Annotated in this window: 15 protein-coding genes and 1 pseudogene; 7 read left to right on the forward strand and 9 right to left on the reverse strand. The window is 73.1% G+C overall.

What is annotated here, in order from left to right:
- Window positions 1-121: 121 nt before the first annotated feature.
- From ACFT55_RS09530 to ACFT55_RS09555, 6 genes are all read right to left on the reverse strand, one after another.
- Window positions 122-1,021, reverse strand: a complete 900-nt coding sequence (locus ACFT55_RS09530; RefSeq protein ID WP_380243580.1) for a carbohydrate ABC transporter permease — start codon at window positions 1,019-1,021, stop codon at window positions 122-124.
- Complete coding sequence (locus ACFT55_RS09535; RefSeq protein ID WP_380243581.1) at window positions 1,018-1,881, reverse strand: carbohydrate ABC transporter permease; 864 nt, start codon at window positions 1,879-1,881, stop codon at window positions 1,018-1,020. The genes ACFT55_RS09530 and ACFT55_RS09535 overlap by 4 nt, the downstream gene beginning before the upstream one ends.
- Before the next feature lie 193 nt (window positions 1,882-2,074).
- A complete protein-coding gene (locus ACFT55_RS09540; protein ID WP_380243582.1) occupies window positions 2,075-3,346 on the reverse strand; it encodes an extracellular solute-binding protein in 1,272 nt (423 codons plus the stop codon).
- A 368-nt stretch (window positions 3,347-3,714) separates the two neighbouring features.
- Entirely contained in the window at window positions 3,715-4,731 is a 1,017-nt protein-coding gene (locus ACFT55_RS09545) for a LacI family DNA-binding transcriptional regulator (RefSeq protein WP_380243583.1), read from the reverse strand.
- An 89-nt stretch (window positions 4,732-4,820) separates the two neighbouring features.
- Entirely contained in the window at window positions 4,821-8,396 is a 3,576-nt protein-coding gene (gene metH, locus ACFT55_RS09550; protein ID WP_380243584.1) for a methionine synthase, read from the reverse strand.
- A 62-nt stretch (window positions 8,397-8,458) separates the two neighbouring features.
- Window positions 8,459-9,352 (reverse strand): SMP-30/gluconolactonase/LRE family protein, encoded by an 894-nt coding sequence (locus ACFT55_RS09555; protein ID WP_380243585.1) that lies wholly within the window; start codon window positions 9,350-9,352, stop codon window positions 8,459-8,461.
- Between the two features lie 175 nt (window positions 9,353-9,527).
- Here ACFT55_RS09555 and ACFT55_RS09560 point away from each other — a divergent pair, with 175 nt between their 5' ends.
- Window positions 9,528-10,643 carry a GNAT family N-acetyltransferase gene (locus ACFT55_RS09560; RefSeq protein WP_380243586.1) on the forward strand — a complete coding sequence of 372 codons (1,116 nt, stop codon included), beginning with the start codon at window positions 9,528-9,530 and terminating at the stop codon, window positions 10,641-10,643.
- A 76-nt stretch (window positions 10,644-10,719) separates the two neighbouring features.
- Complete coding sequence (locus tag ACFT55_RS09565) at window positions 10,720-11,466, forward strand: lysoplasmalogenase family protein (RefSeq protein WP_380243587.1); 747 nt, start codon at window positions 10,720-10,722, stop codon at window positions 11,464-11,466.
- Here the strand turns inward: ACFT55_RS09565 and ACFT55_RS09570 are convergent.
- Complete coding sequence (locus ACFT55_RS09570) at window positions 11,379-11,837, reverse strand: GNAT family N-acetyltransferase (protein WP_380243588.1); 459 nt, start codon at window positions 11,835-11,837, stop codon at window positions 11,379-11,381. The two genes, ACFT55_RS09565 and ACFT55_RS09570, sit on opposite strands and share 88 nt — an antisense overlap.
- Window positions 11,838-11,958: 121 nt before the next feature.
- Complete coding sequence (locus tag ACFT55_RS09575; protein WP_380243589.1) at window positions 11,959-14,442, reverse strand: DNA topoisomerase (ATP-hydrolyzing) subunit A; 2,484 nt, start codon at window positions 14,440-14,442, stop codon at window positions 11,959-11,961.
- A gap of 147 nt (window positions 14,443-14,589) precedes the next feature.
- On the opposite strand from ACFT55_RS09575, the gene ACFT55_RS09580 reads away from it, so the two are divergent.
- From ACFT55_RS09580 to ACFT55_RS09600, 5 genes are all read left to right on the forward strand, one after another.
- Window positions 14,590-17,385 (forward strand): GNAT family N-acetyltransferase, encoded by a 2,796-nt coding sequence (locus ACFT55_RS09580; protein WP_380243590.1) that lies wholly within the window; start codon window positions 14,590-14,592, stop codon window positions 17,383-17,385.
- A 66-nt stretch (window positions 17,386-17,451) separates the two neighbouring features.
- Window positions 17,452-18,051 carry a DUF5998 family protein gene (locus tag ACFT55_RS09585; RefSeq protein WP_380243591.1) on the forward strand — a complete coding sequence of 200 codons (600 nt, stop codon included), beginning with the start codon at window positions 17,452-17,454 and terminating at the stop codon, window positions 18,049-18,051.
- A complete protein-coding gene (locus ACFT55_RS09590) occupies window positions 18,048-19,265 on the forward strand; it encodes an alkaline phosphatase family protein (protein ID WP_380243592.1) in 1,218 nt (405 codons plus the stop codon). Before ACFT55_RS09585 ends, ACFT55_RS09590 begins: the two co-directional genes overlap by 4 nt.
- A gap of 63 nt (window positions 19,266-19,328) precedes the next feature.
- On the forward strand, window positions 19,329-19,934 hold the full coding sequence (locus ACFT55_RS09595) for a DinB family protein (protein WP_380243593.1): 606 nt from the start codon (window positions 19,329-19,331) through the stop codon (window positions 19,932-19,934).
- A 102-nt stretch (window positions 19,935-20,036) separates the two neighbouring features.
- Window positions 20,037-20,696: a thymidine kinase gene (locus ACFT55_RS09600; RefSeq protein WP_380243594.1), complete on the forward strand. Its 660-nt coding sequence runs from the start codon at window positions 20,037-20,039 to the stop codon at window positions 20,694-20,696.
- Between the two features lie 22 nt (window positions 20,697-20,718).
- Here the strand turns inward: ACFT55_RS09600 and ACFT55_RS09605 are convergent.
- Window positions 20,719-21,232, reverse strand: a pseudogene (locus ACFT55_RS09605) (hypothetical protein); the annotation flags it as partial.

A 21,232-nucleotide genomic window follows, 5' to 3' on the forward strand; every position in this document is an offset into this window, starting at 1 on the left:
GGGGGGGGGGGGGGGGGGGGGGGGGGGGGGGGGGGGGGGGGGGGGGGGGGGGGGGGGGGGGGGGGCCCGTGTGGGGGGGGCCCCCCCCCCCCGCGCCGGTCGGGGTGGGTCGAGAGGGCGCTCAGCCCTTGATGCCGGACGACGCGACGCCCTCGATGAATCGCCTCTGGACGACGGCGAACACGACGATCAAGGGGAGGACGGAGATCAGGGCGCCTGCCATGGACACGCCGTACGGGATGATCCCTTGCTCGGTGCCGTTCAGCAGCGCCAGGCCCGCCGTGAGGGTCCGGTCCTCGGCGCTGTTCGTCATCGTCATCGGCCAGATCATGTCGTTCCAGTTCCCGATGAAGTTGAACATGCCGAGGGTCAGCAGCCCCGCCTTCGCGTTCGGCAGGACGATGTTCCAGTAGATCCGGAACTCGGAGGCGCCGTCGATGCGGGCGGCGTTGTCCAGGTCGCGCGGGATCGAGACGAAGAACTGCCTGAGCAGGAAGATCCCGGCGACGTCGGAGGCACGAGGGATCGTCAGGCCGATCATCGTGCCGATCCAGCCCAGGTCCGACAGCATCGTGTAGAGGGGGATCAGCAGCGACTGGAACGGGATCATGATCGTCGCCACGAGGATCCCGAGGATCAGCCCGCGCCCCTTGAAGTCGATGCACGCCAGCGCGTACGCCGCCAAGGAGTTCAGCAGCAGCGACAGGGCGGTGACGATCACCGACATCTGGATGGTGTTCCAGAGCTGGGTCCCGACGGGGATGCGCTCGAACACCCCGGGGAAGTTGTCGAGCGTCCAGTCGTTCGGCAACAGCTGCGGCGGGTAGGAGAGCACCTCGGACTGCGGCGAGAACGCCGTGATGACGATGATCAGCAGCGGGAAGGCGCACACGACGGCCGCGACGGTCGCGAGCAGGAACGCGCTCAGCCTCCCCGCCGCGGTGCTGCGGTGGATGCTGCCGGAGGGCCGCCAGCGCACGGGGCGAGGCGTGCTCTTCGTGGGGAAGGTGATCGCGCTCATGCGATGTCCCTTTCCTGACGCTTGTTGATGGTCAGCTGGATGACCCCGACGATCATCGTGATCGCCATGAGGACGAAGGACAGCGACGACGCGTACCCCTGCTTGAAGCTGGCGAAGCCCTCGGTGTAGACGCGGTAGACGATCGTCTCGGTGCTCCGCTCGGGTCCGCCGCCCGTCATGATGTAGATCTGGTCGAAGGCCTGGAAGCCGAAGTTGGCCGCCAGGATGATGACGTAGGTCATCGTCGGCCGCAGGCCCGGCAGCGTGACGTGCCAGAACCTGCCCCAGGCGCCGGCGCCGTCCAGGTGAGCGGCCTCGTGCTGCTCCGCGGGGATGCCCTGGAGCCCGGCGATGAAGATGACCATGAAGTACCCGAAGGTCTTCCACACGGCCACGAAGATGACGGTCGGCATCGCCCAGGTCGTCGAGTTCAGGAGGTCCGGCATCGTCCGGCCGAACACCTGCTGGAACCAGTACGGCAGGAGCCCGGTGCTCGCGTCGAGCAGGAAGCTGAAGGACAGCGCGGCCACCGCCATCGAGATGATGAAGGGCAGGAACACCACGGTCCGGAAGAACCCGCGCATCACCAGGTCCTTGCGGTTGAGCAGGAGGGCCATCGCGATCGCCGTGCCGATCACCAACGGGGTGAAGGCCACCGCGTACACCAGCGTGTTGACGATCGCGCCACGGGTGTCGTCGTCCGTGAAGATCCGGGCGTAGTTGTCGAGGCCGATGAACTCCGGCTGGTTGAGCCCCGTGGAGTCGGTGAACGAGATCCACAGCGCGTAGAACGTCGGGTAGAACACCCAGATCGCCAGGATCACCAGGGCCGGGAGGAGGAATGCGATTCCTGCACGCATCCGTCTGCCCTGCGCCTTGGGCCTGCGACTGCTCACCGGCGTCGAGGACCGGGAGTCGTTCGCCCTGGTGACCGACCACCTGGACGACTTGTAGACCACTTGTTCGGACACTGCGGCGACACCATCCTTCAGGGAGGTCCGAGACGGGCACCCGGTGGGCCGGCCGGGCGTACCCGGCCGACCCACCGTCCCGTCACTCGTTGGAGAGGTAGCCGTCGACCTTCGCGGCGGTGCTGGTGAGCAGATCCTGGACGTTGCCGCCCTTCGCGATCTGCGTCGTCATCGCGTCCGTCTCCTTGGTGATGTCGGTCACCGTGGTCGAGATGCCGGTGGCGTAGTAGAACGAGTGGTCCGAGGCCTTCGCCAGCTCGGCGATGATCGGGTAGGCGAAGTCGTCCTCGGCGATGTCGTCCCGGTTCGGCGGGTAGTAGGACTCGGTCCACACGACCTGCTGCTCCTGCGAGTTCCAGAAGTCCTCGAAGCCGAACGAGCAGGCCATCTCCTCGTCGGTGTCGTTCATCGACGTGGCGTACCAGTAGTTGTAGACGCCGGCCACCCAGTCGCTGGGCCAGTGGAACATGCCGACGTCGATGCCGAACGAGTCGGCCGAGGTGATCTCCCACGGCCCGTTGTAGATCATCGCCGCGCGGCCGGAGCCGAACAGCTCCATCGCGGCCGTGTTGTCGAGGCCGGTCGGGCTGACGCCGTCCTGCCAGACCTTCTGCCACTGCGTCATGGTCTCGACGTTCTCGGGCGAGTCGATGTGCTGCTTCCCGTCGGTGATGAAGTCGCCGCCGCCGGAGTGCAGCATCGTCGAGAGCATGCCGGCGTCCATGTCCTGCAGCGCCATGCCGTACTGCTCGGGCGTCCCGTCGTCGTTCTTGTCGATCGTCAGCTTGTGCGCGACGTCGATGAGCTCGTCGATGGTCGTCGGGTAGTCGGCGTCGGTCAGGCCGGCCGCCTTCCACAGCTTGGGGTTGTAGTAGACCGCGAACGGCGTGACGCCCATCGGGACGCCGTACGTCTCGCCGTCCCAGGTGACCTGGCTGGCCATCGCGTCGTAGTAGGCGGTCGAGCTCGGGTAGGTGTCGGTGTCGTCGTAGAACGCCTGCTGCGAGAGGAAGGCGCCCTGGTCGGCGTAGCCGAGGCCGGTGTCGACACCCTGGACGACGAGGTTGGGTCCGTTGCCGGCGCCGAGGCTCGTGAGGAGCTTCTCCGAGATCGACGTCCAGGCGAGGGGCTCGGACTTCACGACGCACTTGTCCTGGGACTCGTTGTACGCGGCGACGATCTTGTCCAGGACCTTGCCGTCGGCCTCGGTGTAGCCGTGCCAGAGCAGGATGTCGGTGGCCCCGCCCGACGACGCCGAGTCGCCGGAGCCGCCGCCCGAGCAGGCGCTCAGTGCGAGCGCGGCCGCGGCCGTGAGCGCCCCCACGGTCATGAACCTGCGTGAACGAAAGTACATCTGATCCTCCTCGATCAATGGGTCGATCGTCCCGGTCCCGTCTCGGCCGACGAAGCACTGCGGTGTGCGGCACGTCCGCCACCCCGCGGGACGCCTCGTCGCTTACAACGATGGAATGGAATGTAACGCAGGCCACATCGGCCGACAACGGCCGTGACCGAATCGTGATTCGATCCGGGAGAAAAGCCTGTGACCTGCATCGACGCTGCCGAAGGTGGCCTTCGGCTCGCGGAGCGAGCCATGCTGGGGAGGTCGGAAACCTGCCCTGACTTGCAACGATGCAAGTCCGGGCCGCGCAGGGCGGCGGTCGACCAGGCTGGGCTAGCGCGTGCCGGACGGGACGACGCGAGGTGCCCGCGCGCCGGTTTTCACCCGACCGTCGACGTGCGCGCGACCACGTGCTGGTGGGTCAGCACCAGGCGGGGCGCGCCCTCGTAGCCGTCGACGCGCTCCAGCAGCATGCGGACCGCCGTCTCGGCGATCTCCTCACGCCCCGGGTCGATCGACGACAGCGGCGGCGACATGTACTCCGACTCCTGCACGGAGTCGAACCCGATGACCGCGACCTCCTCGGGCACGCGGACCCGGCGCTGGTGCAGCACGTGCAGCGCACCGATCGCCATCGCGTCGTTGAAGCCGAACACCGCGTCCAGGTGCACGCCGGAGTCGAACAGGGCGTTCATCGCGTCAGCGCCCGTCTTGAGGTGCCAGGGCCCGGCCTCCGCCAGCAGCGCCGGGTCGAACGGCAGGCCCGCGTCCTGCAGCGCCAGCCGGTAGCCCTCGAGGCGCAGCGCCGCCGAGCCCACGACCTCGCCCGGGTGGCTGCCGATCACCGCGATGCGCCGGCGTCCGAGCTCGATCAGGTGCCGGGTCGCCGTGCGGGCACCCTCCACGTTGGACATGGTGACGTGGTCGTTCGGGCCGCCGAACATCCGCTCGCCGAGCAGCACGAGCGGATAGTTGACGTTCAGGTGCTCGATGTCGTCCTGTCCCAGCGCGAGGGGCGAGAACATGAGGCCGTCCGTGACCAGGCGCAGCTCCGAGCCGAGCACGGCGAGCTCCCGCTCCCGCTCGGCACCGGTCTGCTCGATGAGCACCCGCAGACCGTGGGCGTCGGCGGCCTTCATCACCGAGTCCGCGAGCTCCGCGAAGTAGGGGACGTTGAGCTCCGGCACCGCCAGCCCGACCATGCCCGACCGGCCGCGACGCAGGTTCCGAGCGGTGATGTTCACCTGGTAGCCGAGCTCCGCGATCGCGGCCTCGACGCGAGCGCGCGTCTCCTGCCGCACCATGGGGAAGTCGTTGATGACGTTGGACACCGTCTTGATGGACACTCCGGCGCGCCCGGCCACGTCCCGCATCGTCGCGGCAGACCTGCTCGCCACCCCGAGGCCTCCTTCGCCGCTCGACCATCCGTTGGCACGATTCTGCCGCACCCCGACAGAACGCGTCGACGGCTTCCCCTCGCCCGGCCTCACACCGAGAAGTACTTCGCCTCCGGGTGGTGGAAGACGAACGCGTCGGTGGACTGCTCCGGGTGCAGCTGCAGCTCGTCGGACAGGGTGACGCCCACGCGCTCGGGGCGGAGCAGCTCGACCACCTTGCGGCGGTCCTCCATGTCCGGGCAGGCGGGGTAGCCGAGCGAGAAGCGGGCGCCGCGGTACTGCAGCTTGAACAGGCCCTCCACGTCCGCCGGCTCCTCGTCCGCGAAGCCCAGCTCGTCGCGCACGCGGGAGTGCCAGAACTCCGCCAGCGCCTCCGTGAGCTGTACCGACAGGCCGTGCAGCTCCATGTACTCGCGGTAGGCGTTGGCCTCGAACAGCTTCGCGGTGTGCCCCGACACCGCGTCGCCGACGGTGACGAGCTGGACCGGGAGCACGTCGAACCGGCCCGACTCCTCGGCGAACGAACGCGGCCGGACGAAGTCCGCCAGGCACAGGTGCCGGTCCCGCCGCTGGCGCGGGAAGTGGAAGCGCAGGCGCTCGGTGCCCGGCTCACCGCCCGACCCGCCGTCCGGTCCGTCGTGATGGGCCACCACGACGTCGTCGCCCTCGGACCAGACCGGGAAGTACCCGTACACCACGGTCGGGTCCATGATCTGGTCGGTGCGGACGCGCTCGAGCCACGCGGCCAGGCGCGGCCGGCCCTCGGTCTTCACGAGCTCCTCGTACGACGCGCCGTCGTCCCCGCGGCCGGGCTTCAGACCCCACTGGCCCATGAAGGTCGCACGCTCGTCGAGGAATGCGGCGTAGTCGGCCAGCTGGATGCCCTTGACCACCCGCGTGCCCCAGAAGGGCGGCGTGGGCACGGGGTTGTCGGCGGCCACGTCGGAGCGCGCGGGCAGGTCCTCCGGGGCCGTCTCGGTGACGGTGACGACGCCGTGCCGGCGCTTGCGCAGCGGGGGCAGCCCCACCGACTCCGGGTCCGCGCCGCGGGCGATCGCCACCAGCGGCTCCATGAGGCGCAGCCCCTCGAAGGCGTCCTTGGCGTAGCGCACCGTGCCGGGGAAGGCGGACGCCAGGTCGTCCTCGACGTACGTCCGGGTCAGGGCCGCGCCACCGAGCAGCACCGGCCAGCGCTTGTCCAGCCCGCGGGCGGCGAGCTCGGCGAGGTTCTCCTTCATCACGACGGTCGACTTCACCAGCAGGCCGGACATGCCGATGACGTCCGCGCCGTGCTCCTCGGCCGCCTCGATCATGGCGCTCACCGGCTGCTTGATGCCGATGTTCACGACGGTGTAGCCGTTGTTGGTGAGGATGATGTCCACGAGGTTCTTGCCGATGTCGTGCACGTCGCCACGCACGGTGGCCAGCACGACGGTGCCCTTCGACCGGCCCTCCTCGCCCTCGACCTTCTCCATGTGCGGCTCGAGCAGCGCGACCGCCGTCTTCATCACCTCGGCGGACTGCAGGACGAACGGCAGCTGCATCTGGCCGGAGCCGAAGAGCTCGCCCACCACCTTCATGCCGCCCAGCAGGTGCGTGTTGACGATGTCGAGCGCCTTCATGCCGCTCGCCAGCGCCTCGTCGACGTCGTCCTCGAGGCCCTTGCGCGCGCCGTCGACGATGCGGCGCTCCAGGCGCTCGCCGACGGGGAGCGCGGCCAGCTCGGCGGCCCGCTGGTTACGCAGGGCGGTGGCGTCCACGCCGGAGAACAGCTCGAGCAGGTGGGCCAGGGGGTCGTGGACGAGGTTGCCCTCGTCGTCGTACCGGCGACGGTCCCAGACCAGGTCCTCCGCCGCCTGCCACTGCTCGTCCGAGATGGCGGTACGGGGCAGGATCTTTGCGGCGTGCACGATGGCGGAGTCCAGGCCGGCCTGGGTCGCCTCGTGCAGGAAGACCGAGTTGAGCACGGCGCGCGCCGCCGGGTTGAGGCCGAACGACACGTTGGACACGCCGAGCGTGGTGTGCACGCCCGGGTAGCGCGCCGTGATCTCGCGGATCGCCTCGATCGTCTCGATCGCGTCGCGGCGCGTCTCCTCCTGGCCGGTCGCGATCGGGAAGGTCAGCGCGTCGACGATGATGTCGTCCACGCGCATGCCCCAGTCGCCCGTGAGCTGCTCGATGAGGCGCGTCGCGATCGCCACCTTGGTGGCCTGCGTGCGCGCCTGCCCCTCCTCGTCGATCGTCAGCGCGACGACGGCGGCGCCGTGCTCGCGCACCAGCGGCATGATCTTCGCGTACCGCGAGGTGGGGCCGTCGCCGTCCTCGAAGTTCACCGAGTTCACGACGGCGCGCCCGCCGAGCAGCTCGAGCCCCGCCTGCAGCACGGCAGGCTCGGTCGAGTCGATCACGAGCGGCAGCGTGGACGCCGACGCGAGCCGGGACACGACCTCCCGCACGTCGGCGACGCCGTCACGACCCACGTAGTCGACGCAGACGTCGAGCAGGTGCGCGCCGTCGCGCGTCTGGGCGCGTGCGATGTCGACGACGTCGTCCCAGCGGCCCTCGAGCATCGCCTCGCGGAACGCCTTGGACCCGTTGGCGTTGGTGCGCTCGCCGATCGCCAGGTACGAGGTGTCCTGGCGCAGGTCGGTGTGCGAGTACAGCGACGCGACGCCGTTCTCCCGCTGCGGGTGGCGGTCGGGCAGCTCCTTGCCGCGCACCGCCTCGACCACCTGGCGCAGGTGCTCCGGCGTCGTGCCGCAGCAGCCGCCCACGAGGCCGAGGCCGAACTCCTGCACGAACTGCGTGTGCGCCGCGGCGAGCTCCGCGGGCGTCAGCGGGTACACCGCGCCGTGCGGCCCCAGCTCCGGCAGCCCGGCGTTCGGCATGCAGGTCACCGGGACCTCGCTGTGCCGGGCCAGGTGGCGCAGGTGCTCGCTCATCTGGTCGGGTCCGGTGGCGCAGTTCAGGCCGATGGCGTCCACGCCGATCGCCTGGAGCGTCGTGAGCGCGGCACCGATCTCGGAGCCCATGAGCATGGTGCCGGTCGTCTCCACGGTGACCGACACGATGACGGGCACGTCGCGGCCGGTCTCCGCGACGGCGTCGTGGCAGCCCGTCACGGCGGCCTTGGCCTGCAGCAGGTCCTGGCTGGTCTCCACGAGCAGCGCGTCGGCGCCGCCCTCGATCAGCCCGGCCGCCTGCTCGGCGAACGTCGTGCGCAGGTGCGCGTAGGTCGTGTGGCCCAGGCTGGGCAGCTTGGTGCCCGGGCCCATCGAGCCGAGCACCCACCGCGGGCGGTCCGGGGTGGCGAACGCGTCCGCGCGACCACGGGCCAGCGCCGCGCCGGCGCGCGCCAGCTCGCGGATACGGTCGTCGATCCCGTAGTCGGACAGGTTCGACCAGTTCGCGCCGAAGGTGTTGGTCTCGATCGCGTCGACGCCCACCTGGAGGTACGCGTCGTGGACACCGGAGATGATGTCGGGGCGCGAGACGTTCAGCACCTCGTTGCAGCCCTCGTGACCCTCGTAGTCCTCGAGGGTCGGGTCCGCGGCCTGGATCATGGTGCCCATGGCGCCGTCGGCCACCACGACACGTGTGCGGAGGGCCTCGCGAAGGGCGGTGGACCGGGCGTCGGCAGCGGCAGGATCGAGCGTGGTCGTCACCCGTGCAGCGTAACGGCGCGCGAGGCCGTCCGGTCGGCGCGTCCACAGGCGCCGAACGACCCTCAGAGCAGCGGCGCGCCGTTCACGGTCAGCAGGATCGAGTACACCGACGTCGACGCCGTGACGAACAGCCGGTTGCGCTTGCGGCCGCCGAACGCGAGGTTCGACGCCTCCTCCGGCACGCCGACCCGCCCCAGGAGCGTGCCGTCGGGGTCGAGGACGTGGAGGGCGCGTCCGGCAGCCACCCAGACGCGGCCACCGGTGTCGACGCGGACGCCGTCCGGCCCGCCGTCGAGGTCTGCGAGGACGTCGCCCCCGGAGATCCGGTCGCCGTCGACGTCGAAGACCCGCACGTGCTGGTGCTGCGTGTCGGCGACGTACAGGCGGCTGCCGTCCTCCGACAGCGCGAGCCCGTTGGGTCGCTCGAAGTCCGTGGCGACGGCGTCCACCCCGCCGGTGACCGGGTCGACCCGGTAGAGGTGGCAGCCGTCGATCTCCGGCTCGGCGCGCTCACCCTCGTAGTCGCTGGCGATGCCGTACGGCGGGTCGGTGAACCACACCGCGCCGTCCGCCGACACCACCACGTCGTTCGGGCTGTTCAGGCGCCGTCCCCGCCAGCGGTCCGCGAGCACGGTCGTGCTGCCGTCGTGCTCGGTCCGCTCCACCCGGCGCGAGCCCTGCCGGCACGTGACCACCCGCCCCTGCCGGTCGATCGTGCGACCGTTCGCGTAGTCGGCCGGCGCCTCGAAGACGCTCACCGAACCGTCCGTCTCGTCCCACCGCAGCACGCGGTCGTTGGGGATGTCGCTGAACAGGAGGTAGCGGCCGGCCGGCACGTAGAGCGGACCCTCGGTCCAGCGGGCGCCGGTCCAGAGGCGCTCGAGGCGGCCGTCGCCGCCCACGGCGGCGAAGCGCTCGTCGAGGCGCTCGTACACGGCGGGGACGGTCTCGGTCATCGCGCGCTCCGGCGGTCGGGGATCCGTGCAGGTCAGGAGGCTGCACGGTGTCACACGGCGCTCGACGGCGGCAACCGGGCGCCCGCGGGCGGCTCTTCGAGGTCGTGGTCGAGGTCGTGGCCCGGCGCCGCGAAAACACGGTGCGTCCGGCGGGCGGCGGACCTAGCGTGAGGGCATGCCGCACCCCGACCTGCTCGCGCCTCTCGCCGAGCGCGCCGCCGCCCCCGCCGTCCTGCCCGCGCTGACGGCGGGCGGCCTGACCTGGCGTCCGGCCACGCCCGACGACGCGCAGGCCCTCCTGGACCTGCGGAACCTCGTCGCCGAGGCCGACCACGAGCCCTACCGGGAGACGCTGCCGGAGATCGTCGAGATCCTGGAGGCGCCGTGGCGCGACCTCGGGGCGGACACGGTGCTCGGCCTCGACGCCGCGGGCAGGCTGTGCGCCTACGGCTACGTCGAGTCGATGCCCGGCGACACGCTGCTGGTGCGGGCCTTCCTGTGGGGAGCCGTGCATCCCGAGCGTCGGGGCGAGGGCATCGGGCGCGAGCTCTTCGCCTGGCAGGTCGCGCGGGCGCGCCAGGTGCTCGCCGCCTGCGGCAAGGACGTCCCGGCGCGGATCGCGAGCTTCGTCGAGGACGACGCCCCCGCCGCGAAGGTGGGGCTCTACGAGCGGGCCGGCTTCACGCCGCGCCGCTACTACTCCGACCTGGAGCGGGACCTGCGCGACCTGTCGGCCCGTCCGGTGCCCGCCGTCGCACCGGACGGCGGGCTGCGCCTGGTGCCGCTCGGCGACGAGCACGACGAGGCCACCCGGCTCGCGCACAACGACGCGTTCCGGGACCACTGGGGCAGCCAGCCGATGACCCCGCAGCAGTGGCGCAGCGGGCGCAGCATGTACGCGCCGGAGTGGTCCTTCGTGGTGCTCGACCCGGCCCCGGACGTCGACGCCCTGCTGGCCGACCCGGCCACGGACGCGGAGACCGCTGCCGCGCTGCGGGCGGGAGAGCCCCTCGTCGTCGGCTACCACATCGCCTCCCGGTACACCGAGGACTTCGCCGTGCGCGGGTACCCGTTCGGCTACACCGACATCCTGGGCGTGCGCCGCGCGTACCGGGGACGCAAGGTCGCCGTCGCGCTCCTCGCCGCAGGGATGCGGGCGTTCGCCGCCGACGGGATGGCGGCTGCCGCGCTCGACGTCGACACCCAGAACCCGAGCGGGGCGCACGGGCTGTACGCGAGCCTGGGGTACACCAAGCGGCACGGCTCGCGGCTGCTGTCCATCGAGCTCTGAGGTCGGCCGCGGCGCGGCCCCTCCCCACCAGCGGCAGGTTTCGGTCGAGGGGCCCGGTGGGCCTAGGCTGCGCGGCGTGACCGACGTCGTTCATCCCGGGCTGCTCCCCGCGCCGCCGCAGCGGCTCCTGCCCACCGCGTGCTCGCGCGCGGCCGCCGTCGCCCTGACGATGATCACCGTGCTCCACCTCGTGGCGCAGCTGGGCGAGGCGAGCGCCTGGGCACGTGCGACGCAGGGGTGCCTCATGCCCCTGCTCGGCGCCACCCTGTGGTGCGCGGCGCCGGCGCCCCGGTCGCGCCTGGTGCGGCTGGTGCTGGTGGCGCTCGGCCTGTCCTGGCTCGGGGACACGGTGCCCGCGGCCTTCACCGGCGACACCGCGTTCCTCGCGATGGTCGGCTGCTTCCTGCTCGCGCAGGTGGCGTACGTCGTCGCGTTCTGGCCCGCCCGCGGGACGAGCGTCGCGCGACGCCCGGTGCTCCTGCTGCCCTACGCCGTCGCGGCTGCGGTGCTCGTGGGCGTGTGCGCCGCCGGGGCCGGTCCGCTGCTGGCGGCCGTCGTCGTGTACGGGGTGTGCCTGGTCGCGACGGCGGTGCTGGCCACGGGCGTGCACCCCCTGGCCGGTGTCGGCGGGGCGGTCTTCCTGGTGTCCGACGCGATGATTGCGCTGGGGGCGTTCACCGACTGGTTCGCTCCGCCGTCGCCGGGGTTCTGGGTGATGCTGACGTACGTCGCCGGTCAGGCGCTGATCGTGGCCGGGGTGCTGGCGCGCAGCTCCAGCCAGGTCTCCGGCTCGGGGACCGGCGCGAACCCGAGCCGGTCGTAGACCGGGCGGCCGTCGGCGGACGCCCGCAGCAGGACGCGCTTGAGGCCGAGGGGTGCGACGTCGCCCAGCGCTGCGGCGACGAGGGCGGTCCCCAGCCCCCGGCCACGGTGCGAGGGTGCGACGACGACGTCCGCGAGCCAGGCGAACGTGGCGCCGTCGGTGACGAGGCGGGCATAGGCGACCAGCTCGCCGGTGGACCGCAGGAGCACGCCGTGGTTCCGCGAGCCGGCGAACGCGGCGGCCTGGACCTCGCGGGAGCGGCCCGCAGCCCAGTACGCGTGCTCGGCCAGGAGGGCGTGCACCTGGTCGGTGTCGAGGCGTGCGGGGTCCGCGGTGAGCTCGTAGGCGGGGTCGATGGCGTCGTCGGGCATGAGGGGAGTGAATCAGGCCGGGTGTCGGCGGTCACCCCCAATCTCGCCTCATGGACGTCATCCCGGTTCCCGGGCTCTGGTCTCACCGGTTCCGTGTGGGACGACGTCGTCCCCTCCTCGGTCAGCCGATCGCGGCGACGGGGACGCTCAGCGGCTGACCCGAGCCGTCCCGGCGGTCGGTGCTCTCCGGCAGCTCGACCGGCTGTCCGGCGCCGCCCACCGCGCGCGCGGGTCCCTCGCCCACCCAGGCGAGCACCAGGCCGTCCTCGCCCTTGAGGAAGCGGTGCGCTCGGACGCCGCCGGTGCCTCGGCCCTTGCCCGGGTACAGCTCGTACGGGGTGACCTTGGCCGAGCCGCCGCCCGTGCCGGGCAGGGCGCCCGAGGTCCCGGCGACGGTGACGACGGTGTGCAGGTCGCGCGTCGCGGCGCGCGCGACGCCGAAGAAGACGACCCGCTGGCCCGCCGCGAGGCGGATGCCGGCCATGCCGGCGGCGGCCCTGCCCTGCGGCCGCACGGCCGAGGCGTCGAAGTGCAGGAGGCTCGCGTCGGAGGTGACGAACACCAGCTCGTCGTCGTCGCCCACGGGCGCGGCACCCACGACCCGGTCCCCGTCCTTGAGCGCGATGACGTCCCACTCGTCGCGGTTGGCGGGCACGTCGCCGGCGGCGACCCGCTTGACGACACCGTTCGCGGTGCCGAGCGCGAGGGTCGGGGCGTCCTCGTCCAGGGAGACGACGGCGAGCGTGCTCTCGCCGGACGCGAGCGCGACCAGCTCGCTGACGGGCAGGCCGCCGGACAGCGACGGGGGACCGTCGACCGGCGGGAGAGCGGGCAGGTCGAGCACCGAGACCCGCAGGAGCCGTCCGGCCGTCGTGACGAGGCCGATGTCGCCGCGGGTCGACGTCGCCACGTCCCCGCGCACCGCGTCGTGGGCGTGCCGGCGCCCCGAGCGCTCGACCGGGGCGTCGGCGGCCTCGCCGGACGTGCGGGCGAGCAGGCCTGTCGCCGACAGCAGCACGCGCGTGGGGGAGTCGGCGATCTCCAGGCTGATGGCGGGGGCCTTGCTGCGCCCGTTCGTCACGGCGGGAGCGGTGGCGCCGCCGGCGGAGTCGAGCAGCACGGTGCGGCGCGGCGTGCCGTACGTGGTGGCGACCTCGCCCATCTCCGCGCTCACGACGGCCCGCAGACGGGCGTCGTCGGCGAGGATCTCCTGGAGCTCCGCGATCTCGCGCTCCAGCTCCGACTGCTCCTTCTCCAGCTCGATGCGGGAGAACCGGGTGAGCCGGCGCAGCTGCAGGTCGAGGATGTACGTCGCCTGCGGCTCCGACAGGTCGAAGACGCTCATGAGGCGCTCGCGGGCGGCCGCCGCGTCGTCGGACGAGCGGATGACCTGGATGACCTCGTCGATGTCGACGATGGCCAGCAGCAGGCCCTCGACCAGGTGCAGCCGCTCCTGCCGCTTGGCGAGCCGGAACGTCGACCGGCGGCGCACGACGTCGATGCGGTGCTCCACCCACACGCGGAGCAGCTCGAGCAGGCCGAGCGTGCGCGGCTGCCCGTCCACGAGGGCCACGTTGTTGATGCCGAACGAGTCCTCGAGCGGGGTCGTGCGGTACAGCTGCTCGAGCACGGCGTCGGGGTCGAACCCGGTCTTCACCTCGACGACCAGCCGCAGACCGTGCGTACGGTCCGTGAGGTCCTGCACGTTGGTGACGCCCTGGATCTTCTTGGCCTTCACACCGTCGGCGATCTTCTCGATCACCTTCTCCGGGCCGACGCCGTAGGGCAGCTCCGTGACGACGATGCCCTTGCGCCGTGGCGTCACGTTCTCGATCCGCGCCGTCGCGCGGGTACGGAAGGACCCGCGACCGGTGCGGTACGCGTCGCGCACGCCCTCCAGCCCGACGATCTTGCCGCCCGACGGGAGATCGGGACCCGGCACGAACCGCATGACGTCGTCCAGCGTCGCGTCCGGGCGGGTGAGGAGGTGCTGGGCCGCGGCGACGACCTCGACGAGGTTGTGCGGCGCCATGTTCGTCGCCATGCCGACCGCGATGCCGGAGGCACCGTTGACCAGCAGGTTCGGGACGGCCGACGGCAGCACCGACGGCTGCGTGAGCTTGTTGTCGTAGTTCGGGACGAAATCGACGACGTCCTCGTCGAGCCCCGCGGTCATCGCCATCGACGGCGGGGCGAGGCGCGCCTCCGTGTACCGCGGCGCGGCCGGGCCGTCGTCGAGGGAGCCGAAGTTCCCGTGGCCGTCGACCAGCGGCAGCCGCATCGAGAAGTCCTGGGCCAGGCGCACCAGCGCGTCGTAGATCGCGGTGTCGCCGTGCGGGTGGAGCTTGCCCATGACCTCGCCGACCACGCGCGAGGACTTCACGTGCGCGCGGTCCGGGCGCAGGCCCATGTCGGACATCATGTACAGGATGCGGCGGTGCACCGGCTTGAGGCCGTCGCGGGCGTCGGGCAGCGCGCGCGAGTAGATGACGGAGTACGCGTACTCGAGGAACGACGCCTCCATCTCCGCCGCGACGTCGATGTCGACGATCTTCTCGTCGAACGGCTCGTCGGTGGCGGGTGCGCTGCTGCTCTTGCGCGCCATGCGGTGCGGCTCCTGGGACTCGGGGGCTGTCGGTGGGACGGCACCAGACTCTAGTCGCCGGCGCCCACACGGCCGCGCAGGCGCGGCGACGGGCCGGCGGCCGGCCCGCATCGGGCTGTTGTCAGGGCGTCCCGATACTCTGCACGGGTGAACGCCCCCGACCACCCGGACGCTCGACCGGACGCTCAGCCAGGCCCGGAGAACGGCGGGGAGAACGGCCCGGAGTACCCGGTCGCGTGGGAGGCCGACGTGGTGCTGCGCGACGGCTCGACGATGCACCTGCGTCCGCTGCGGTCCGAGGACGCCGACGCCATCCAGCGCTTCCAGGAGGCCCAGTCGGAGCGCTCGGCGTACTTCCGCTTCTTCGCCCCGGTGCGGCGGCTCACCGAGCGCGAGCTGAACCGGCTCACCCACCTCGACCAGCACGACCGGGTGGCCCTGGTCGGGGTGCGCCCGGGCGTCGACGACGCGGGGCGCCCGCGCGAGGACGTGCTCGGCGTCGCGCGCTACGACAAGATCACCGACACCGAGGCGGAGGTCGCGTTCAACATCGCGGACGCGATGCAGGGCAAGGGCCTGGGCTCCGTGCTGCTCGAGCACGTCGCGGCCGCGGCGCGCGAGCGGGGTGTCCGCCGTTTCACCGCCGACGTGCTGCCGCAGAACTCCTCGATGCTCGCCGTCTTCCGGGACGCCGGGTACGCGATCAGCCAGCACCTGGACGACGGCGTGGTCACCGTCGCGTTCGACCTCGACCCCACCGAACGTTCCCGTGAGGTGATGGCCGACCGCGAGCACCGCGCGGAGGCGCGGTCGATGCAGGCCCTGCTGTCCGCGCGCCGCGTCCTGCTGGTCGGGCCCGGCCCCGTCGGGACGTCGCCGGCGACGCCCGAGCACCACCTGGCCCAGCGGGTGGTCGACGCCGCCCTGGCCGACCCGGGGGACACCGAGCTCACCGTGCTCGGCGCCCCTGTCGCGGTCCCGCGGGGCGGGCACGCCGCGGCAACGGGGATCACGGTCGCGGCGTCCTGGGACGACGTGGGGGACGTCGACGTCGCCCTGCTCGCCGTCCCGCCCGACCAGGCGGTCGCAGCAGTCCGGCGGCTCACCGGGCGGGGCGCGCGCGGCGTCGTCGTGCTCGCCGCCGGGTACGCGGAGACGGGCCCGGACGGGCTGGCGCGGCAGCGCGAGCTGGTCCGCGCCGCCCACGCGGGCGGGATGCGTGTGGTGGGCCCCGCGTCGTTCGGGCTGCTGACCACCACCCCGGGGGCGCGGCTGCACGCCAGCCTCGCCGAGCGGCCGCCGCGCGCCGGGGTCGTGGGCATGTTCTGCCAGTCGGCCCCGGCTGCCGTCACGCTCACCCGCACGCTCGAGCGACGCGGCCTGGGAGTCTCGGCGCTGCTGTCGGCGGGGCACCGGGCCGACGTGTCGGGCAACGACCTCATGCAGTTCTGGCAGGACGACCCGCGCACCGCGGTCGTGTGCCTCTACCTCGAGTCCATCGGCAACCCCCGCAAGTTCTCCCGGATCGCGCGCCGGCTCGCCGGCGTCAAGCCTGTCGTGGTCGTCGTCGCGGGCCGCTCGGGGCAGGTCGTCCCGCCGGGGCACGCCGTCCGCGCGACCCGCGCGCCCCGTCGCCTCCTCGACGAGATGCTGCGCCAGTCCGGCGTCATCCGGGCGGACAACACCCACCAGCTCATAGACGTCGCGCAGGTGCTGGCCCACCAGCCGCTGCCCGCCGGAGGGCGGGTGGGCATCCTCGCGTCGTCGGCCGCCCTCGCCGCGCTCGTGGCCGAGGCCGCCGCCGCGGCAGGCCTCGTCGTCGCGGCGTCGTCGGACTTCCTGCCCCCGGACGCGTCGGACGAGCAGATCGCGCAGGTCACCGGTGCCTTGTACGCGCCCGGCGCCTGCGACGTCGTCGTCGCCGTCGACGTGCCTGTCGTGGTGCCCCGCACGGGCGCGGTGGCCCGCGCGGTCGCCGAGGCTGCCGCCCGCACCGGCCGCACGACCGTCGCCTCCATGCTCGGCCTGAGCGGCCTGCCCGACGAGCTCGCCGCGACGGGCCCCGACGGCACACCCGTGCGCATCCCCGCGTTCTCCACCCCCGAGGACGCCGTGACCGCCCTGGGCAAGGTCGTCACCTACGCCCGCTGGCGCACCGAGGACCGCGGCACGCACGTGCGCCCCGACGGCGTGGACGCGCGCCGCGCCCGGCGCCTCGTGGAGGGCTGGCTCGCCGCGGCAGAGGGCGGCGACGGCCGCACCCTCACCCAGGACGAGACGGCCGAGCTCCTCGGCTGCTACGGGCTGCGGCTCTGGCGCTCGCGGACGGTGCGGACGGCGGACGAGGCGGTGGCGGCGGCGGGCGAGCTCGGCTGGCCGGTCGCCCTCAAGACGGCCTCCAAGGCGCTGCGGCACCGTACCGACCTCGGCGGAGTCCGGCTGGACATCACGGAGGAGGGCGAGCTGCGCGCCGACGTCGAGCGCATGCGGCAGGTCGCCCGCGAGGTGCTGGGCGAGGCCGAGCCCACGATGGAGGTGCAACCCATGGCGCCCGTCGGCGTGCCCTGCGTGATCCGGTCCGGGGAGGACCCGCTGTTCGGCCCGAAGGTGTCGTTCGGGCTGGCCGGCGACGCCACGGACCTGCTCGACGACGTCGCCTACGGCATCCCGCCGCTGACCGACGTCGACGTCGCGGCGATGGTCCGGACGGTGCGCGCCGCGCCCCGGCTGTTCGGGTACGGCGGGGCGCCGGAGGCGGACATCGACGCCCTTGAGGACGTGCTCGCGCGCGTCTCCGTCCTCGCGGACGACCTGCCCGAGCTGGCGTCGCTGGAGCTGTACCCGGTCGTGGCGGGCGCGGCAGGCGTCAGCGTGCTGCACGCCGGGGTGCGGCTGCGCCCGGCCCAGCGTGCCGACGCGCCCCGCCGGGCGCTGCCCGCCTGACCCGTCCGGGGACGGGACGGGGGACGGCGGTGGTCAGTCCCGGCGCGGCGGTGGGAGAATGCGCGGGTGCCGCATGCCACCGCTCGAGACAACCTCCGTGCCGACCTGTCCGCCCACGTGCGCAGGGCCGGGTACTACCCGGACCTCGTGGAGGACGTCCTGGACGTCGCGCTCGCCGACGAGGACGTGCTCGCTCACCTCGTGCAGGCCGAGACCACCTTCGACGACGCGGTGCGCCGGCACCTGACGGTCCTCGCACTCACGCCCACCCGTCTGGTGACCGCGCACGTCGACGACCACGAGGGCGACGCCGCCCACCCGTCGTCCGCGGCGGCCACCACCGAGGCCGTGCCGCTCAGCGAGATCCGGTCGGTCGCGCTCACCCACGTCGTCGACGAGCCGGCGGAGCACCGCCCCGGCGACAGCGCCTCGGAGCTGACGCTCGCGATCGGCTGGGGCGCGGTGTCCCGCATCGACCTGGAGCCGGCGCAGTGCCCCGACCCCGCCTGCGAGGCCGACCACGGGCTCACCGGGCAGCTCACGCCGGACGACGTCGTCGTGCGGGTCAGCGGCGCCGCCGAGGGTCGTGACGCGCTCCGTCGGGCGATGGCGTTCGCACGCTCGTTGTCGGCGGCCACCGGGGCGGGCGGGCGCGCCACCCGATGACGACCTCGGTCGCGCTGCCCGACGACCTGCTCGCGCCGTCGTACGGGACGGGCTCGCTCGCCGCCGTGCTGCCCGCGGTGGCCGGGGCGCTCGGCGTCGACGTCACGACCTCCACCGGCCTCCGGGCGGCCGACTGCCGCGACGCGCTCGGTCTGCCGTCCGACGTGCAGCGCGCCGTCGTGGTCCTGGTCGACGGTCTCGGGCTCGCCAACCTCGCCGAACGGGGCGGCCACGCGCCGTTCCTGCGCTCCCTCGCGGCCGACGGGAGGTCGGTGCTGTCCAGCTTCCCGTCGACGACGGCGGCCGCGCTCGCCACGTTCGGTACCGGGACGGCGCCGGGGCGCACGGGGCTGCTCGGCTACACGCAGCGCAACCCGGCGACCGGAGGCCTGGCCACCACCGTCTCCTGGACGGAGCAGTCCGACCCGTACCGGCGCACCAAGCTGTCGGGCCCGATGCGCGCGGAGCCCGAGGCGCTGCAGCGCGAACCCACCGTCCTGGAGACCCTCGTCGCGCACGACGTGCGTGTCGTGTCGCCCGGACCCGGCCGGTTCGCCGGCTCCGGGATGACCCGCGCGGCGCTGCGGGGCCCGCGCTACGTCTCTGCCGAAGGGCTGGACGCCCAGGTCGGCACGACCGTGCGGGAGCTGCGGGCGCCCGGGCTCGTGTACCTGTACCACGGAGCGGTCGACAAGGCCGGGCACCAGCACGGTCCGCAGTCGTGGCAGTGGGGCGACGCCCTGGAGGAGACGGACTCCGAGCTGCGCCGCCTCGTGCGGTCCGTGCCCCGGGGCACGCTCGTCGTCGTCACGGCCGACCACGGACAGGTGACCGCCGACCCGGCCCGCCAGCACGACGTCGCGACGCAGCCGGAGCTGGCGCGCGACGTCGTCCTGCTCGGCGGCGAGCCACGTGCCACGCACGTGTACGTGTCGCCCGACGCCCACCCGCGCGACGTCGCGGCCCGCTGGTCCGCGGTGCTCGGCGACGACGCGCTGGTCCTGCTGCGCGACGACGCCGTGGCTGCCGGCTGGTTCGGACCGGTGGCCGACCACGTGCTCCCCGCGGTGGGCGACGTGCTGGTCGCAGCGCGGGGCGCGGCGACCGTGGTGGACTCGCGCCTGCACCCCTCCGGCGCGCGCGAGATGCCGGGCGTGCACGGCTCGCTCACGGCCGCGGAGATGATCGTGCCGCTGCTGGTCGTCCAGGCCTGATACAGGCGCCGGGGCGACGAAAATGCCGTGGCGGCCCCGGGACGCGGGTGCCACGATGCCGGGATGGAGCAGCGTGAGCAGCCCGGACCGACGTCCCGGTGGACCCGGGCGACCGTCTACCCGGACATGTGGGTGGACCCGGACGACGACCCGCGGGAGACCACCGGAGCGCTGGTCGACGAGCGGGACGTCCTGCTCGACGCGCTGCGCTCGTACCGGCTCACCCTCGAGATGAAGTGCGCCGACCTGGACGCCGAGCAGCTGGCGCGCCGCTCGGTCCCGCCGTCGACCATGTCCCTGCTCGGGCTGGTGCGCCACGTGACGGAGGACGAGCGGCACGTGCGCCGGATCATGACCGGCGAGGACGCCCCGTGGCTGTACCGCAGCGAGGCGCACCGGGACGGCGACTGGGACGGCGCCGTCGCGGACCCCGCCGTCGTCGAGGAGGCGTTCCTCCGCTGGCGCGAGGAGATGGCGGCCACCGACCGGATGGTCGACGGCTTCGACGATCTCGGCGCCACGAACCAGGGGCTGTCGGACCTCGGCGCGGAGCCGGGCGGGGAGATCTCGCTGCGAGAGCTGCTGCTGGCCCACGTCGAGGAGTACGCGCGGCACTGCGGCCACGCGGACCTGCTGCGCGAGTGCGTCGACGGGCGGGTCGGCCAGTAGCGCCCTCCGGGCCGGCAGGAGCGGGACCGGACCGGACCGACCGGGACAGGACCGGGACAGGAGCCGCACAGGATTCCGGGCAAGATCTGACAGGATCTGCCCATGGCCGAGCTCGTCTTCTTCTCCGGGACCATGGACAGCGGCAAGTCGACGCTGGCGCTGCAGACCGACCACAACCACGCGGCGCGCGGGCGGTCCGGGCTGATCTTCACGCGGGACGACCGGGCGGGGACCTCCCGGCTCTCGTCCCGCCTCGGCCTCGAGGTGGACGCGCGGGAGGTCACCGACGGCACCGACTTCTGGGAGGTGGTGGCCGCGGAACGCCAGTCGGGCCGGGTCGTGGACTACCTCGTGTGCGACGAGGCGCAGTTCTACTCCACGGAGCAGGTCGAGCAGCTGGCCCGGCTCGTGGACGAGGTGGAGCTCGACGTCTTCGCCTTCGGCATCACGACCGACTTCCGCACACGCCTGTTCCCCGGTGCGGCCCGGCTCATCGAGCTCGCCGACCGCATCGAGGTGCTGCAGGTGCGGTCACTGTGCTGGTGCGGGGCCCGTGCCACCCACAACGCGCGCACGGTGGGCGGGGTCATGGTGGTCGAGGGCGACCAGGTGGTCGTCGGCGACGTCGCGGGCGCGCCCGACGGCGGTCCCGTCTCCTACGAGGTGCTGTGCCGGCGCCACCACATGCGCCGGATGACGGAGGCAGACGCCCGGCGGCGTGCGGTCGTCACCGACCAGCTCGACCTGGACGGCGGCGCGTAGCAGGCCGTGTCAGGAGGAGGGGTCAGGAGGAGGGTCGGCCGCCGCCGAACACGATCTCGTCCCAGCTCGGCACCTGGGCACGGCCCTTGCGGCCCGAGCGGCGGGCAGCGGCGGGCTTGTCGTTGCGCGGCGCGGGCGCGGCAGGCTGCGGCCCGGCAGGTCCCGGCGCGGGCGGGGTGCTGGGCGCGGTCCCGTCGTCCACCACGTCCTCGTGCGCGGCGCCGTCCTCGGTCTCGGGGGGCGTCTCGTCCCCCTGCGGCCCGAGGACACCGGGCATGGGGCGACGGGCGCTCCCGGACGGGTGGGTGGTCCGTTCCGGCGCGGCGGTGCGGAGGCCGGCGCGCCGCGACCCGAGGTCGACGACGCTGGCACCAGCCAAGTCGTCGTCGGCCACGTCGTCGCCGGCCTCGGGGACGGGAGGCGACGTGGCCGGCACGGCGGGAACGGGATCGGCTCCGGGAGCGGAGATGCGCCCCACGGGGACCACCGGGGGCACGGGGGCGTTCTCGTCCTGCTGTCCGGGTGCGGTGGAGCGG

This window comes from Isoptericola sp. NPDC057191 (genome assembly GCF_042670225.1).
Lineage (GTDB): Bacteria > Actinomycetota > Actinomycetes > Actinomycetales > Cellulomonadaceae > Isoptericola.

Bases quoted from the DNA above. Each gene is read 5' to 3' on its own strand.
- ACFT55_RS09530 (WP_380243580.1), bottom strand. From the start codon at position 1,021: ATGAGCGCGATCACCTTCCCCACGAAGAGCACGCCTCGCCCCGTGCGC.
- ACFT55_RS09560 (WP_380243586.1), top strand. From the start codon at position 9,528: ATGCCGCACCCCGACCTGCTCGCGCCTCTCGCCGAGCGCGCCGCCGCC.
- ACFT55_RS09595 (WP_380243593.1), top strand. From the start codon at position 19,329: ATGGAGCAGCGTGAGCAGCCCGGACCGACGTCCCGGTGGACCCGGGCG.
- ACFT55_RS09575 (WP_380243589.1), bottom strand. From the start codon at position 14,442: ATGGCGCGCAAGAGCAGCAGCGCACCCGCCACCGACGAGCCGTTCGAC.
- ACFT55_RS09590 (WP_380243592.1), top strand. From the start codon at position 18,048: ATGACGACCTCGGTCGCGCTGCCCGACGACCTGCTCGCGCCGTCGTAC.
- ACFT55_RS09600 (WP_380243594.1), top strand. From the start codon at position 20,037: ATGGCCGAGCTCGTCTTCTTCTCCGGGACCATGGACAGCGGCAAGTCG.
- ACFT55_RS09535 (WP_380243581.1), bottom strand. From the start codon at position 1,881: ATGCGTGCAGGAATCGCATTCCTCCTCCCGGCCCTGGTGATCCTGGCG.
- ACFT55_RS09555 (WP_380243585.1), bottom strand. From the start codon at position 9,352: ATGACCGAGACCGTCCCCGCCGTGTACGAGCGCCTCGACGAGCGCTTC.
- ACFT55_RS09570 (WP_380243588.1), bottom strand. From the start codon at position 11,837: ATGCCCGACGACGCCATCGACCCCGCCTACGAGCTCACCGCGGACCCC.
- ACFT55_RS09540 (WP_380243582.1), bottom strand. From the start codon at position 3,346: ATGTACTTTCGTTCACGCAGGTTCATGACCGTGGGGGCGCTCACGGCC.